The 15193-nt window shown below is 43.9% G+C and carries 15 protein-coding genes; 6 read left to right on the top strand and 9 right to left on the bottom strand.

The features are described from left to right. Nucleotides 1–72: 72 nt before the first annotated feature. The 4 genes from PHF18_RS14505 to PHF18_RS14490 form a co-directional block, all read right to left on the bottom strand. Nucleotides 73–471: a molybdopterin dinucleotide binding domain-containing protein gene (locus PHF18_RS14505; RefSeq protein WP_300104115.1), complete on the bottom strand. Its 399-nt coding sequence runs from the start codon at nucleotides 469–471 to the stop codon at nucleotides 73–75. Continuing rightward, nucleotides 471–1715 carry a formylmethanofuran dehydrogenase subunit B gene (locus PHF18_RS14500; protein ID WP_300104113.1) on the bottom strand — a complete coding sequence of 415 codons (1245 nt, stop codon included), beginning with the start codon at nucleotides 1713–1715 and terminating at the stop codon, nucleotides 471–473. The genes PHF18_RS14505 and PHF18_RS14500 overlap by 1 nt, the downstream gene beginning before the upstream one ends. Before the next feature lie 10 nt (nucleotides 1716–1725). Then, nucleotides 1726–2190 (bottom strand): (Fe-S)-binding protein, encoded by a 465-nt coding sequence (locus tag PHF18_RS14495; RefSeq protein WP_300104111.1) that lies wholly within the window; start codon nucleotides 2188–2190, stop codon nucleotides 1726–1728. A gap of 698 nt (nucleotides 2191–2888) precedes the next feature. Next, complete coding sequence (locus PHF18_RS14490; RefSeq protein WP_048127593.1) at nucleotides 2889–3170, bottom strand: ferredoxin-thioredoxin reductase catalytic domain-containing protein; 282 nt, start codon at nucleotides 3168–3170, stop codon at nucleotides 2889–2891. A gap of 867 nt (nucleotides 3171–4037) precedes the next feature. Here PHF18_RS14490 and PHF18_RS14485 point away from each other — a divergent pair. The 3 genes from PHF18_RS14485 to PHF18_RS14475 all read left to right on the top strand — a co-directional run bounded on the left by PHF18_RS14485 (nucleotide 4038) and on the right by PHF18_RS14475 (nucleotide 8175). Further along, a complete protein-coding gene (locus PHF18_RS14485; RefSeq protein WP_300104108.1) occupies nucleotides 4038–4166 on the top strand; it encodes a hypothetical protein in 129 nt (42 codons plus the stop codon). A gap of 101 nt (nucleotides 4167–4267) precedes the next feature. Then, the gene (hdrA2, locus tag PHF18_RS14480) at nucleotides 4268–6649 is read left to right on the top strand and encodes a CoB-CoM heterodisulfide reductase HdrA2 (protein ID WP_300104098.1); all 2382 of its coding nucleotides are present in this window, start codon (nucleotides 4268–4270) and stop codon (nucleotides 6647–6649) included. Beyond that, complete coding sequence (locus PHF18_RS14475; RefSeq protein WP_300104097.1) at nucleotides 6646–8175, top strand: 4Fe-4S binding protein; 1530 nt, start codon at nucleotides 6646–6648, stop codon at nucleotides 8173–8175. Before hdrA2 ends, PHF18_RS14475 begins: the two co-directional genes overlap by 4 nt. 195 nt (nucleotides 8176–8370) lie before the next feature. Here PHF18_RS14475 and iscB read toward each other — a convergent pair whose 3' ends face one another. Beyond that, the gene (iscB, locus tag PHF18_RS14470; RefSeq protein WP_300104095.1) at nucleotides 8371–9687 is read right to left on the bottom strand and encodes an RNA-guided endonuclease IscB; all 1317 of its coding nucleotides are present in this window, start codon (nucleotides 9685–9687) and stop codon (nucleotides 8371–8373) included. A gap of 228 nt (nucleotides 9688–9915) precedes the next feature. Beyond that, nucleotides 9916–10383 carry a universal stress protein gene (locus PHF18_RS14465; protein WP_300104093.1) on the bottom strand — a complete coding sequence of 156 codons (468 nt, stop codon included), beginning with the start codon at nucleotides 10381–10383 and terminating at the stop codon, nucleotides 9916–9918. Between the two features lie 170 nt (nucleotides 10384–10553). Between PHF18_RS14465 and PHF18_RS14460 the strand changes: the two genes are divergently transcribed. Both PHF18_RS14460 and PHF18_RS14455 read left to right on the top strand, forming a co-directional pair. Then, nucleotides 10554–11210 (top strand): DUF2284 domain-containing protein, encoded by a 657-nt coding sequence (locus tag PHF18_RS14460; RefSeq protein WP_300104091.1) that lies wholly within the window; start codon nucleotides 10554–10556, stop codon nucleotides 11208–11210. 425 nt (nucleotides 11211–11635) lie between these two features. Then, on the top strand, nucleotides 11636–11773 hold the full coding sequence (locus tag PHF18_RS14455) for a hypothetical protein (protein ID WP_300104090.1): 138 nt from the start codon (nucleotides 11636–11638) through the stop codon (nucleotides 11771–11773). 140 nt (nucleotides 11774–11913) lie between these two features. Here the strand turns inward: PHF18_RS14455 and PHF18_RS14450 are convergent, their stop codons facing one another. Both PHF18_RS14450 and PHF18_RS14445 read right to left on the bottom strand, forming a co-directional pair. Next, nucleotides 11914–13020, bottom strand: a complete 1107-nt coding sequence (locus tag PHF18_RS14450; protein ID WP_300104135.1) for a PAS domain-containing sensor histidine kinase — start codon at nucleotides 13018–13020, stop codon at nucleotides 11914–11916. Between the two features lie 27 nt (nucleotides 13021–13047). Then, nucleotides 13048–13344 carry a hypothetical protein gene (locus tag PHF18_RS14445; protein WP_300104089.1) on the bottom strand — a complete coding sequence of 99 codons (297 nt, stop codon included), beginning with the start codon at nucleotides 13342–13344 and terminating at the stop codon, nucleotides 13048–13050. Between the two features lie 266 nt (nucleotides 13345–13610). On the opposite strand from PHF18_RS14445, the gene PHF18_RS14440 reads away from it, so the two are divergent. Continuing rightward, nucleotides 13611–14123, top strand: coding sequence for a hypothetical protein (locus PHF18_RS14440; RefSeq protein WP_300104087.1), 513 nt, complete (start codon nucleotides 13611–13613; stop codon nucleotides 14121–14123). Nucleotides 14124–14197: 74 nt separating this feature from the next. On the opposite strand, the gene PHF18_RS14435 is transcribed toward PHF18_RS14440, so the two are convergent. Then, nucleotides 14198–14614 carry a nuclear transport factor 2 family protein gene (locus PHF18_RS14435; protein ID WP_300104086.1) on the bottom strand — a complete coding sequence of 139 codons (417 nt, stop codon included), beginning with the start codon at nucleotides 14612–14614 and terminating at the stop codon, nucleotides 14198–14200. Between the last annotated feature and the right edge of the window lie 579 nt (nucleotides 14615–15193).

Below are 15193 nucleotides of genomic sequence, written 5' to 3'. Positions count from 1 at the left end.
TCGTTTTTAAGGGAATCCTGAAACCTTATGAATAAAGATTTTAACTCTTAATGAGTTGGAATCTTGAAAGAGTTAAAACCCTGGTTCAGTTACTTTTGCTCCTTTTGCGCTGGTAATGGTTGCAGATATGTCTTTAAATTTAGGGACTCCTGTACCACCCGTTTCATCCGAGACCAGCATATTGGACCAGGGGCTGTTAGGCATATATGCAATGCCCTTGTGAGAGGGCTCGTACCCGGATTCCTCAGCTTTGACCACAATCGTTCCGAAAGAGTTTTTCAGGGTAACAGTGTCACCTTTTTTCACGTTCAACTGCTTGAAGTCTGCAGAGTCCAGTTTTATGATGGCGGAGCGGTCCCTGTAATCTTCCCCAAAACGGTTTTCGATCATCGCTTTGTCCTGAAAGATGTCCCTGTAAGTTACAACCTTAACCTTTATTTCAGGGGATTTAAGAAAAGATCCGAAATCCATTAGAGAGCCTCCATTATCTTCTTGAGAACTGCTTCATCCGAGAGCCGTTTAGTCTCAACAACAGGTTTGAATTCTACCTTAACCCCGTCCATACGCGTGGCACTTCCTCCTGACTCCACCCCGCTGATTGCAGTATTGATATAGACCTTTGAACTTCTGGAAGTAAGGGTTTCGCAGGGGTCCATTGAGATGACGGGAATTTCAAGCAGGTTCTTTGCAATAGACCTGGGAAGGCTTGAAAGCGGATCAGACCCAATGATAAGGGCAGCATCCACAGTTTTTGCTTTAAGGGCTTCAACAATTGAATATTCAGGCCCGTGCTTCACAGCCCCGTCTTCAAACTTTACGCTGTTCACATACCCCGTTTCCTCAAAGAGGTTTTCATTAAAGCCCCGCATGTTGTAGTGCCCTACCATAGGGATCAGGTGGAAATTTGCTTTTTCGTTCAGGGCATCCATGAGCCGGAAAAGGGGTTCAAGGTTTTCCAGGGAGTAAACCAGGCCAAGCCCTACAAAGACTACCCCGAATTTTGCCCCTTTCAGGATATTCGCCAGTTCAAGAATTCTTTTAGGGGGGAAGTTGTAGGAGGTTTTCGGAAGCTTTCCGGAAAGCCCTGCAATAAGGGCATCGATGAACTCGGCATCTCCTCCTGGTGGGACCTGGAAGAAATTATTCCCGCAGATCTTTGCTGTATGGGACTTCCTAACATCTATTGCAATTGCTGTCCTATCCTCTTCCCAGCCCCGCTGCTTTTCAGTTCCTCTTGGAAAATAGGAATATTTCGAAAGGTGACGGGGGTGAGAGTCCGAGGGGTCTGCTCCCCAGAAAATGGTAACATCGGCTTTATTCCTTACATCATCAAGGGTACAGGCCTTGAACCTGTTTTGAAGGAGGGCTTCAACCACACGTCCCAGGCAAAATGAGGAAGTATCGTCAAGGGTTGCACTGGTTTTTCTTGCAAGCTCGATTGCAAGTTTCTGGGTCTCATTGGTAGAAGTCCCAAGCCCGAAAATCAGGGGATTTTTTGCATTCTTCAGGATAGCTACAGCCTCACTGATTGCAGTCGCTTCGTCTACAGGCTTATCGTCGACCCGAAAAACTGCACTTTCCCGGCCTTCTTTCATGTGGGCTACCCCTACTCTGCAGGCGGTATAGACCTTGTTTACTATATTCTTTTCAGACTCGACCTCGATATCGTCGCAGAGCATTCCGCAGCCTGTGCATACGTTATAATTTTTCTCCATTCTCTCAACCTCACACAAACTCGATTGCCTCTACAGGGCAGGTTACTATACAGCCGTTACAGAGGATCTTATTCTTTCCGAATCTACGGCATTCCTCCACATTCTGGGCTTTGACAACTCCGTCTTCAATGATCAGGATCAGCTTCTTAGCATCCCTGGGGGCATTTCCCGAGCCTACTCCATAGGGATCGTTTGCTACATTCGGAGGGCAGGCAACCACACAGTTTCCACAACCAAAACAGAGTTCTTCATGCACTATGAGTCCTGTTGAAGTTGCTCCTTCTGACGCCTTGAAGAGGTCGCTGATCTTTCCGTAATTTTCTTTGTATTTAGGTTCCTCTTTCAGGGGCGGGCAGTCATCAGCTGTTAGCTCGTGAGCCATAAGGGCAACTGCAAACGCCATACAGGAGGTTTTTCCACATTTTTTGCAGTTCGTTTTTGGAAGCATCTGATAAAGTTCCATTGCATTTGTCATTCCAGATCACCCTTGAGTCAAATTTATCCTATAGTTGATTAAAGATATGGTAGTTAAAAAGATGGCAGGTCAATACCACACCAGGTAAATAGTGTTTGTACATGCTGTACATGCCTTAGTGCGAATGTACATGCCATAGTGTGAACCGGAAATTTTTTATTGAAGAATATCCGGTTTGAAGGAAATTCTATCTAAAAATATTGAGTACCTAAAAGCATTGAAGTACAATGTCAATAGATTCAGATAAAGAGATGAATGTAATCCACCTTAAACTATTGCATTTTAGTTCTCAATGTTAATATTAATTTGCAGTGTTAACAGCCTTCAGAGACTTCAAACGCTCAAATAAGGTTCTTGCGCATCCTCTTCAATTTTAGGGAGGGTTTTTCCAACCTGCAAGATATGGATCAATTTTATCATACAGTTGTTGCGCTTAATATGCTTCATGAGCATGTTTTTCAGACTCCGATAAATTTTGAGGTATTCAGCAAATATGTGAAATTTACTTTTCCCCTGCATTTTGAAGAGGGTACGTTTTTGCCTTCTGCAAGCTGAAAGACAGGCATTTCAACTTAAGTGAAAAGATTAGAGTGGCTGGAAATGAACAAAACGTATTTATATAAGTTCCCCTTTCCGCCCTCACTAATACTAGTATTTAATGCCCGCTTTCGGAGCAGATCTGGCAGAACAAAGTCAGATCAGGTAGACTTAAAGAAAAGTTCACAGTGGCAGTTTCCGTCTTTTTCAATTTCGTCTTTATGATAGATACAGGGGCAAACTATCTTTTTATCCTCATTCTCGTCCCCGGTTACTATCCTGCACGGACAATAACGCTTCCCAAACTTTTCAACCCTTGAAGCAAGCCCGTCAAGAACATAATCAAGAGCTTCTTTATCCGGGTTAAGCCTGTAGCCTGCTTTGCTTGCGTATTTTTCTGTCCATTCATACATTTTATCTTTTACTTCATCGTGTTCACTCATGTAGAGTTCCCTCCTGTTTTTGTAAGAGTGATACTGTTTATTCGGGAGAAGGTCATACACGGAAATATTATTGGAGAGTCAGAAGCATTCCTGTTCTTGCACAATTGCCGTAGATATGTTCCCCTTTCAGGTTTCTTAAGAATTATTTTTAACTCCCGTTCACAGGAAATTCCCGCATACATAATAAATTATTAAGCAACAATTCGGCACTGACTGATCGATTACGAATTAAGTTCTCAAACTATAAAATCAATTGGTGAGCATCGTAATCTTCGTTCAGCCAGTCTGAGGTTACCCGATTAAATTAACCAGATTGTTTCCCGGGATTTAAACACGGGATTTAACAGGAATCCGAAAGTTAATATATATGTAACTATTATATCAGCACATAAATATCAGATACAATATATAAATAATGTGGCAAATGCCCCTTCAAAATAACGGATTAAACAGATTGTACACAGGTTAAATAGTTCATCATACAGTATTAAATGAGGTAGTGTAAAACTATTCTGCCTATCCGGAAACAGAACCGGGGTTACCTTATGATGAGATTGCAGTTGCTTTGAAATTTACCTTATGATGAGATTGCAGTTGCTTTGAAATTTACCTTATGATGAGATTGCAGTTGCTTTGAAATATTTCTGCTCATGCCTGCAATGAGGCTGAAGGAAGGCAAACTCGGAAAGCCACCGGGAAATAACACTAAAAAGGCTGCTGATTCTGAATTCTTTATCATGGAGCTGCATGTCAGAGGCTCAGAAAACTTTTACAAGATAAAGGTTTTGATTTTGTACAAAACGGCTACCTTTTTATCCTGTTTGAGGGAAAATTTATATTGAGATTTATAAAACACAAATTTCACAAATGCCCGGAAAGCTTAAAGAAACGCCTTTCCAGAGCCGTGATAAAAACACGCTGAACCAGGGCTACACAGGACCTTACTTTTTCTGCACTGGCGGGAATCATGCGCAGGAAAACGTTCCGGAATTATAATCCTGAAATTTTAACTTATAAATGATATAAATAAAATGAATCAAAAGATATATCAGAACTCGATCTCTAAGAATATTCATAAATATAAGGAGTCAACAAACATGCGAGTCGGAGTCTACGTTTGCCATTGCGGACTGAACATTGCAGGAGTAATTGATGTTTCAGCCCTTGAGGAAATGGCGAGTAAACTGGAAGATGTGGTACTTTCCCGGGATGTACAGTTTCTGTGTTCCGATTCCGGACAGGAAGGCATCATTAAGGACATAAAGGATCACAAAATCGACAGGGTTGTGGTAGCTGCCTGTTCCCCAAGGCTGCACGAAAAAACCTTCAGGCATGTCATGGAAAAAGCCGACCTTAACCCTTACCTTCTGGAAATGGTAAACATAAGGGAGCAGTGCTCCTGGGTGCATGCCGACGATCCCCAGATGGCGACCCAGAAGGCTTTTGACCTGATAAGGATGGGGGTTGCAAAGGCCAAAGTCCTCAAAGAGCTGAGTGCAACAAGCTCTGAAGCCAGCAGAAATGTCCTTGTCATAGGGGGAGGAGTTGCGGGAATCGAGGCTGCCCTGAACCTTGCCGAAACAGGATTTCCTGTGACGATGGTGGAAAGGGAATCCACAATCGGGGGCAAAATGGCTCTGATGAACGAGGTCTTTCCTACAAACGACTGTTCAATCTGTGTGCTTGCCCCAAAAATGACGGACGTGCAGAACCACCCGAACATCACTCTTTACACCTACTCAGAAATTACCGATATTTCAGGATCAGTCGGGAAATTCCATGTAAAAGTCAAGCGCAAACCCAGGTTCGTGCTCGAGGACAAATGTAAGGGATGTGTGGACCTCTGCGCCGGGGTCTGTCCCGTGGAAATAGAAAACCCCATGAACTACGGGATTGGAAAGAGCCGGGCTATCTACATGCCAATCCCCCAGTCCGTCCCCCAGGTGGTTCTCATCGATCCTGACCACTGCGTGGGCTGCGGGCTCTGCCAGCAGGCGTGTCCTGCAGACGCTGTGGATTACGAACAGAAGCCTGAGGAAATAGAGTTCGAAGCTGGAGCCGTAATCGTTTCTACGGGCTATCAGCTCTTTGATGCCTCCAGGAAAAAAGAATATGGTTTTGGAAAGTACCCGGATGTCATCACGAACATGCAGCTTGAGCGGATGTTGAACTCTGCAGGGCCCACTGGCGGGAGAGTCCTCAAGCCCTCTGACGAAAAACCCCCGAAAAGCGTTGCATTCATCCAGTGTGTGGGATCCAGAGACAAAACCGTGGGTAACGAATACTGTTCCCGTGTCTGCTGTATGGCCGCACTCAAGAACTCCCAGATGATTAAGGAGCGTTACCCGGAAACGGAAGTCACCATCCACTACATCGACATCCGGGCAGCCGGAGAAATGTACGAGGAATACTATATCAGGACCCAGGGAATGGGCGTGGACTTCATCCGCGGGAAGGTAGCGGAAATCTATCAGGGAGATGACGGCAGGCCAGTTCTCCGCTATGAAAACACCCTGGAATGCCGTCCCGAGGAGGAAGCCTATGACATGGTGGTGCTCTCTACAGGTTACGAACCCGCCAAAGCTGCAGAAGGGATATGCAGGATGCTGAACCTTTCCCGGAGGCCGGACAGGTTTTTTGCCCCCGCCCACCCTAAGATGCGTCCTGTAGACGCCCCGGTGAGTGGAGTTTTCCTGGCAGGCTGCGCCTCAGGCCCCAAGGAAATCCAGGTCTCGATTGCCCAGGGAAGTGCCTGCGCTTCAAAAGCAATGCAGCTCCTAAGTACCGGAGTGCTTAAAGCCGACCCTATGGGAGCGCATGTTGATCCCGAAAAGTGCATTGGGTGCAGGACCTGTGTGGATGTCTGCAAGTTCGGGAAGATCAGTATTGTGGACAAGAAAGCGGTGGTAGACGAGGTTTCGTGTTACGGCTGCGGAGACTGCAGTGCCGCATGCCCTGTGGGTGCAATCCAGATGCGGAATTTCGAAAACGAGCAGATCCTGGCCCAGGTCAGAGCTGCAACAGCTCATAAGTCCCAGTGCCCCTTTGTTGTAGCTTTCCTCTGCAATTGGTGCAGTTATGCCTGTGCAGACCTGACAGGAATGTCGAGGATCCATTACCCGACAAACATCAGGGTCATCCGTACTATGTGTTCTGCAAGGGTAAACCCGGAATTCGTGCTTGAAGCCTTAAAAGGTGGAGCTGACGGAGTGCTTGTTGCAGGTTGCAGGATGGACGAATGCCACTACATTCACGGAAACTTTGATGCAGAAAAGCGCATGGATGTCTTAAAAGAAATCATAAAGGAAATAGGGCTTGATCCGAAAAGGCTCAGGACCCTCTGGATCTCGGCTGCCGAAGGAGAACGTTTCTCGAACACAATCACCGAGTTTGTAAAAGAACTAGAAGAAATAGGGCCTATAGGGACCGAACTCAAACAGGAATGTACGGGAACAGGACAGGAGGAGGTGGCACAGTGAGCGAGAAACATCCCGAAGAGTGCCCCGAACAGGAAACTCATGTATGCGGGGGGTGCTGCTGCGGAGCCGGAGATAATGAAGAGCCTGAAACCGGAGAAAAAGATGCAGAGAGATGCGAATCTGATGAATCCGGATCAGGGAAATTTGAATCTGAAGAATCCGGATCTGAGGATTTCGAGTTCGAGGAAACGGAAGCAGAAGTGCCTGAAGACAGCGAGGGCGAAAATCAGGAAAAGATCACAGTTACAACCAGCATGGACCTGCAGGGGACCCATTTTCTCTATACGCAAGCAACTGAGAAGTCCCTCAAGACCCTCGATTACGACTATAAGCGCTGCAACGGCTGTGGGATCTGTGTGGAGATCTGTCCCACAAAAGCCCTTGAACTGGGACCCATACATGAAATTGCAACCGGGCTTGATGCCCCTCCTGTTATGATGGACCTGGAAAAATGCACCTTCTGCAGGATGTGTTCAAACCTCTGCCCTGTGCACGCCATTTCCTTCGAAGCTGTGGGTGAGGTCCCTGATGAAAATCAGTACCCAAAATACGATACTTATGTAAATATCAACGAAAAATGTCTCCCCTGCCTCCTCTGTGAGGGAGCCTGTCCGCAGGACGCAATTGAGGTCGAGTTCACCTTCCCGAAAAAAGAAGAGATTGCTCCCTTTAAGGAAGGGGTAAAGGGTGAAATTGAGATCGATACTGAAAAATGTAACTTCTGCGGGATATGTGCCCGGTTCTGTGACGCCTTTCTCCTGCTTGAGCGCGAACCGACCCCTGATAACCCTGTACCTTTTGAGCAGATCCTTGTAGACGAGGATAAATGTGACTACTGTGTGCTCTGCCAGGACATCTGCCCGGAAGAGGCGATAAAGGTTAAAGGAGAACGCCCCTGCGAAGCCCCGAAAGTGGAAGGCACGGTAAAAGTTGATGAGCTGAAATGCACGCAATGCGGCCGCTGCCAGGCTGTCTGCCCCTATGAAGCTGTTGACCTGCAAAAGCCCATGGAAGGGAAACTGAGCCTTATTGAGGTAAACCTGAAAGAGTGCGATCCCCAGGGATGTCGCGGCTGCTTTAATGTCTGTCCCTCGGAACTCTGGTACGTGCCAACAGACCCTGAAGACCCGCGAAAGATTGCTTTTGCCGAAGAGTTTTGCATGTACTGCGGGGCCTGCGTGAAAGCCTGCCACCTTGGAGCCATAAAAGTAGAAAGATCTGATGTCCACCACACAGAGATCCCGGATACACCCTGGGCTACCCAGTGGAAGGATGCAATCGAGTCCCTGAAGACCGGAGTCAGGAAAGGAGTTGACCGCGCCGTCCTCAGAGAGACTGAAACCCTCAAAGCCCAGAAGTTTATGGGTATAGAGTTCCCATGTATCGATGAGGAAAAACTTGCAGCCGTGCAGGCTAAAATTGATTCTCTCATGCCTGTCCTTAAGAGTGCAAGGGTCAGGAAACTCTGGGAAACCGATTCTTCGGAAAAAACCACAGAAGCTGTGAAAAAGAAGATGGAAAGCTGAATTGAAGGCTGAATTGAAGGCTGAATTGAAGGCTGAATATAAGTTAAAAGGCAATCGACTGCCAGGCTAAAAGAAGGAATACAAAAGAAAAACTGCTAAAGAAAAACCGATTGATGCAGATGCAGAAGATAAAACCTGAGGTTGAATGTGATTTTTCGAGCCCTCTGCCTCAGGTTCTGCACTTTTCACGATAAATTAAGGAAGGATGCCTATGACTTTAGTGGTAGGAGGAATTCCGTCAACTTCCAAATTCTCTGTGGCATATTCGTATCCATCTGCTCTACTCAAAATATTGCAATCTTTATGATTAATTCCCTGCCCTATTCTAACACCTTCTTTATTTTTAATATCAAAATAACCTGTTTTTCTACAAGCTACAGCACCAAAATGAATTCCTTTGTATTTTCCTTTCGGAACAACCGCTTTAACAATATCTCCTGTCTGGAACCCAAAGAAACTCTTTTGTCTACTCAGATACCCTCTAGGAAATCCGTACTTATCAAGATTGGTTCTGCAATGTGATCCTCTACCTTTTGCTTTTATGTGAAGTACTGAATTTGTTTTGAATATTATTTTATCTGGTGTTGAAGCCCCAACACAAATTGCATCAAAATGATGATCTTTGGGTAGATTCAACCTGATTCTATTCATCTTAGTTCTCGCACCTGTGCCACATTCAACTTCAAATCCTGTTTTTTCAAGAACATTGTAGACTTTCCATCGAGTAGCTGTAACAAGTGTAGCATCCCTCAGTGGTATTCTTGCTTGTTTTTGAATCTCAGGACACCCAAATTCTTCTGCTGTCATGGTTCCTTTTGCTTCATTGCAAGTCCTGCAGGCTAATGTTAAATTAGAAACTCTGTCAGTTCCTTTTCTTGCTCTTGGAATTATATGTTCTATCTCCAGGGGAACATTCTCTGCTCCGCAATATGCACATTTTCGATTCCATTTTTCAAGGAGATACTCTCGGACTTCATACCCCTGAAGTTCTCCTTGCTGATATTCAATACCTGAAATTTCAGGATTTTGCATTAGCTGGGTATCAAATTTGGCATTTTCATACGAAATATGAGTCAAAGGACATAACTTTTGCAGTTTAGCAACCCAATTTTGGATGTTGTCTACCCTGCTTTGCAGGGATGGGGGAAGCCAACCTTCTTTTCGTTTTCTGTTGTTGAATCTGGGTTTTCTATACCTGGTTGTTCTATTTCGTCGAGTTCTCCGCATTGCTCTGCGGCTATCCATATTGCTTTTAATATTGGTTTTGTGATGGATTTGAGCAAGCCCAATTACTTTAGAACCATATAAGATAGCTAAACCTGTATGTCGGCTTCCATAGTCTATTTTTAATCGGAATTCAGCTTTATTTATAGAGGTTTTCAACTCTTTTAGTCGAATTGTGAATGGATATTTTTTATGAATAACCGCTTTTCCTGTTTTAAGCAATTTTCTGGCAACTGCTGAATGACAGGGACTTAATGGTTGTTTGTTTTTGTTTAATACAAAGATCATAATTGAATTTCTCCGATCTCAGAAGTAAGATGATTCTTGCTTCCGGTAACGCACTTTCGTGTCTCCTCTCGCTAATGTTGGAAATGCTTGTTAAGCATAATACACCGTTCCTACTCTACAGAACTTTTAATATTATACAACAGAGCTACAAGCTGAGGAAGCACCTGCAGGTGTTATGACAAATCCAACGTAGTAAATTAATACTTAAGCTGGTCAACCGAAGCAATATTACATGCCTGCCAATTTATTGGCGGGTAGTTGACTTACAATCATTACCGGTACCTTGCAGTGCCTTACAACATTTCCTGCCACACTGCCGAGCAGCAGCCTGTCCAGTCCTGTCCTGCCGAGAGTTCCCATAACAACAATATCCATCTCATTTTCTTCGGCATAATGGATCAGTTCGTCTGCCGGATGCCCTTCAAGCAGGATGGGTTCCACATCGACGCCTTCCATCTCTCCTCCTCTTTTTACATAACTAACGGCCGCATGTCCTTCTTTTTTCAGGGCTTCATTCATCCTTTCCCAATCAAAATCCACAGCCATCGAAGAGAAATAATCCGTGGATACCACATATACCGCATAAACCGTCCCCCCACTCAAACGGGCAAGCTCTATCGCATTGTTAGCAGCCATCCTGGAACAGATCGAACCGTCAGTTGCAATCATAATTTTCTTAAAATTAACGCCTTCCATTCAGTAACCCCAATTACTTTATTCACCTGCAAGAAATATAATTGCATCGGATTTAAAAGAGTTCAAAATAAAGGATAATTTCGTTTTGGGGTGGAAAGGTCAGAGAAATAGATTAAAGTCATCCAAATGCAGCATAACTATTAGTGTCCCGGCTGATATCAACCTAAATTATGAAGATAGATGACGAAAACTACAGGCTGCTGGAAGAAAAGGCGAAAGAACTGGGAGCAAAAAGCGTCAGGCTCTTTCCCGCAGAAAATATCGTGGTCGAAGACCGAACTATTCTGAAGTGCATATTCGGCTGCAACGGCTACGGAAGCCGGGTCTGCCCACCTTATATCCCAACCGTGGGCGAATTCAAAAAGATGCTTGCTAACTACGACTGGGCCCTCCTCGTTGAATGGAAATCCGAAAACGTTTTCCCCCGCGAAGTCAGTGAAAACTTCATAAAATTCAGTGTCGAACCCCCCGAAAACGAAGAAACGAAAAACCAGTTTTTTGATAATTTAAAGACCGTAATGAAAGACCGAAAAGAAACAATCCAGCCTGGAGTCCTCGAAATCGAAAAACTCGCCTGGACTCTTGGCTACAACACCGCCCTTGCCACCTTCCCCGGCATGTGTACCTGGTGCGCCACAAGCGACTATTCTGATGTGAAATGTGCCGGCGACAAAGGTCCCTGCCACCACCCAACCCTCCGCAGGCCCTGCCTTATGGGGCTTGGGGTGAGGATGGACAAGACCCTTGAAAAACTGGGGACGCAGCTTCAGAAGTTTCCGATGGATGATACGAGCCCATCGCCGTATACGCTGGTTTTGCTGGATTGAAAGAGGAAATTAGGCCTTTCAAGGTATTTTGCCTCCTTTTCCGGGGTTTTGGCCCAATACCATAACTCCTATGCCGCCTTTTTTGCAGTAGAGGACGTGTGATGAACGAAAAAAGAAAGAAAGGATGGAGGAAAGGGACGGAAGAAAGGGACAGAAGAAAGGGCAGAGGGAGCGAAATTAATAATTACAGGAAGTTTTGATTAACGACAAAACTATACTTATATATATGGGAGAAAATTAGTGTATAATTTATGGAAGACTCACCCAAGAATTCCCCCTTCACCCTGAAACAAAATATTCTATTTTTGAAAGACCGTAAAGTAAATCATGAAATAGTGATCGGAGCATTAATGCATTCATTCCTTTTTCTTTGCCTGATAATTTTAATATACATGTTAGCAAAACAGTTCATGTTAATATAATAAATGAAACTGTCCCGACGCAGACTCAGAAAAGGTCTGCCTCCAATCTCCTTCCGCAGGCCGTGTGTCATGGCATCCGGGATGAGGATGGACGAGATGCTTGTAAATAGGGGCACAGTTTCAGAAGTTTCAGATGGATGATACGGCTCCGGTGCCGTATACGCTGGTTTTGCTGGATTGAAAGGGGAAATCCTGAACCAGAATTTCTCTTTTTGCTTCAGTAGCTATGGATGTCCGGGGTTTCTATTGTATCTCAGGCCCCGGGATTCTTATCGGCAGTCTCAGTCGAGTTGCAGCTCGGTTGGGCTTTGAAGCGGGAGGCTGAAGCCGAAGATACTGTACTTTCCGTATTCACTTTTGACCCAAACATTTCCTCCGTGGAGTTCAACCAGTTTCTTGACAAGGGATAGGCCCAGTCCTGTGCCTTCATGCTTCTTTTCAGTTATAATTTCAGTGGGTCCGTCAACCTGGGAAAAAGGTTTGAAAAGTTTGGGCAGGTCTTCTTCCTTTATCCCTATGCCCTCATCTTCAACCTCAAATTGCATAAACTCTTCAACTACTCTGACTCTTACAGTAATGTTTCCCCCATCAATAGAGAATTTGCTTGCATTCCCTATGAGGTTATACAGGATCTGCTTTAACTTCCCGCTGTCCGCTTCCACTATACCAGCACCATGTTCTATATCGGTGCTGATAGTTATTCCCCTGCCGCTTGCAACCGGCCTCATAACTTCTGCGATCTCCCTGACTATCAGGGGAGCCGAGACCTTCTCATACTGGAGTTCCATCTTTCCGGCTTCTGCTTTTGATAAGTCAAGTATGTCATTTATGAGGCCGAGCAGATGCTTGCCGCTTATGGATATGTTTTTTGCATACTTCATCTGTTTGTCATTTAAGGGTCCTGCGAAGTTTTCAATAAGCAGATCGGAAAATCCAATGATCGCATTAAGAGGCGTTCTAATTTCATGGCTCATGCCTGCCAGAAATGTGCTTTTTGCATTGTTTGAAGCCTCAGAAAGTTCCTTTGCTTCCAGAAGAGTCTGCTCCATTCTTTTCCTTTCGGTAAGGTCTATTTCCATGGAGAATATCTCAAACTGGTCTTCAGGTACCTGGACAGCCGAATAACTGGAAAATACAGGGATTTTTTCCCCTTTCTTCGTTACAAAAATATTTTCCGATGCACTGACATAAGTCCTGTCTTTTTGCATGGAACCGACGATATTTAAAAAATCATTTTTATTTTCACAGGGGACAATAAGTTCAGTCAGTTTCTTTCCCATGGCTTCATTTTTGGGATATCCATACATTTTTTCGCTTGCAGTGTTCCAGTAAATTACAGTACAATCCGGGTCAAAGCCCTGGACTGCAACCTCTGGCACATTATCAATAAAATTCTGAAATTTTAGTTCACATAGTTAAAGTTTTTTCTCTTGATCTTCTACAGTTCTCAAGAGGCCTACCTGTTTGCTGAGAACCATGTATACCATATTGGCAATCAAAAGAACCAGAATAAATGTAAGTGCTTTAATAAAAGTTACATCCCCGGAAGTGAGTCCATTTACAAGGACACTTTCAAGCCAATTTACAATATACAACCAGGTACGATAAAGGACTAGAAAAAATAGCAAAATTGTTGTCACAGTCACAGAATATGGTTTTGCGAACCATTCCTTTAGTCGGAGTGGATCCATGTCTTCTTGATCACTTTTCATTTCCATGACTTCCGATAATGTAATTTACGAAATTTCGAAAAATAATGAATCTCCGCTGTGCTGATACAAATTTTTATATTTTGCTGCAGTTATGTTATATAATAAAAGATGTTATTTATAGTTATACCATTATCGGTATCCCCTTCAGAGGACCGAATATACATATATTATATCCTAAAATTAAAGGAGAAGATATAATTCCCGATATAGAGTCAGTATCAACCCATCTGAATATTTTTCTTTTCTTGATACTGGTAAATTCACTTTTGTCAAGATTTGCAGTGGTAACCTCTCCTATCTCACCTGCGCCCGGCGTATCCAGTATGTATTTTGCAGTCGCCTTTATGATCGTTTTCGCCCTCTGGTATGGAATCTGGGGAGGGGTTTCTGCCTATCTTGGCTGTATGATCGGAGCAGGAATTCTTGCGGATATGCCCCTTTCATTAAATGTTGTATGGTCACTTGCCGATCTCTGGCAGGTCCTTATACCCCTGATGGCTTTTGCTTACTTTAGGGGAAACATAAGGCTAAGGACAAAAAGGGACATGGGGATTTTCCTTTTGTTCGGGTGTCTGCTTAACAACTTTATCGGTGCGCTCTGGGGGGCCTTCATGATAGTCAGGGATGGCATGGTCCCATGGACTGAATTTTTTGTGACATTTGAAGGATGGTTCGTTGGCAATGTTATTACTACATTGTTGATTGTACCATTTTGCCTCAAGTACGTCACTCCGTATATCCAGCAGACAAAAGCTTACGTCCATAATTACTGGATCTGATTTAGAGTGATCCGAGATAGGTATAAAATAAAAACATAGAATTAAATATCGTTTTTATTCCCCGAAAGGATCATTTAATCAAAAAATTGACTCTGATCCGGAAAAGAAAAATCTCCCTGGACTATGAACCATCTGTCCCCACGCTTCTCGAGTACTTTTGTGATCCGGGACTGGAATTTAAGGTTCTGTCCATCTACGTTTCCCTTGAAAACGGCATCAATGGCTGCCCAGGCAACATTACCAGCCGCTGAGATGAAAATCCATTTGTACTCAAGAGCCGGCTCCTCGATTTGAGCCCAATCGCGCTCAAACTGAGTTTTAATTTCTTCCGGACCTACCCGCTTCTCACCTGCACCGGTACCGTAAATAACAACATCGGCATCTGGTGCAATAAGGGACATTGCACTTTTCAGGTCGCATCTGGCGTAACTCTCTGCAAATTTATCCAGGATAGTCTTAACTGCTTTTTCGATCATAGAATCTGCTTTCATTGTATATTCCTCATAATAATTAGCCAAAGCAGAATAACAATAGACGAATTTAACGATTGTCTTCCCCCTATTTGTAGCATATCTTTTATGAGCTGGCTTTAAAGAGATGGATCTTTTTCGTCTACAAAAGCAGGAATAGAGATGTATGCTATGTTTGCCAGAAGGCACTTTCATTTTCAGAATGTAAATAACTTTTTATATTTTCTTCTTTTAAGTATAAAGAACATTTTCCAAAATAAAAAGGAGTTTGTGGTAGTGTCGCGTAAATCAAATTACGGATCCCGGAAAAGGAGACCCTACAGATCTTACAAAAAACGAAAATCGAATGATGATACTGATGTGTTAGTAAGTTTACTCCTTTTACTCCTAATTTTGGGCGGCATTGTGTGGATTTTAGGAGTTATTGTACAGATCATCGTTACGTATTATTATATTCTCATAATACTTGCTTTGGCAGTGTACCGAAAGTTCTGTAAAATATGATTGACTCTGTATCCTTTTCCTTTCACCACAAAAAAAAGAGGATGCAGAGTCAATGGTTAATTTATTCCCACTCATAAAAGATTATCTTGTCGATCA

The sequence above is a fragment of the Methanosarcina sp. genome, assembly GCF_028693135.1.
Lineage (GTDB): Archaea > Halobacteriota > Methanosarcinia > Methanosarcinales > Methanosarcinaceae > Methanosarcina.
The sequence above is the reverse complement of the archived record's forward strand: the minus strand, read 5'-3'. Positions and strand labels throughout refer to the sequence as shown.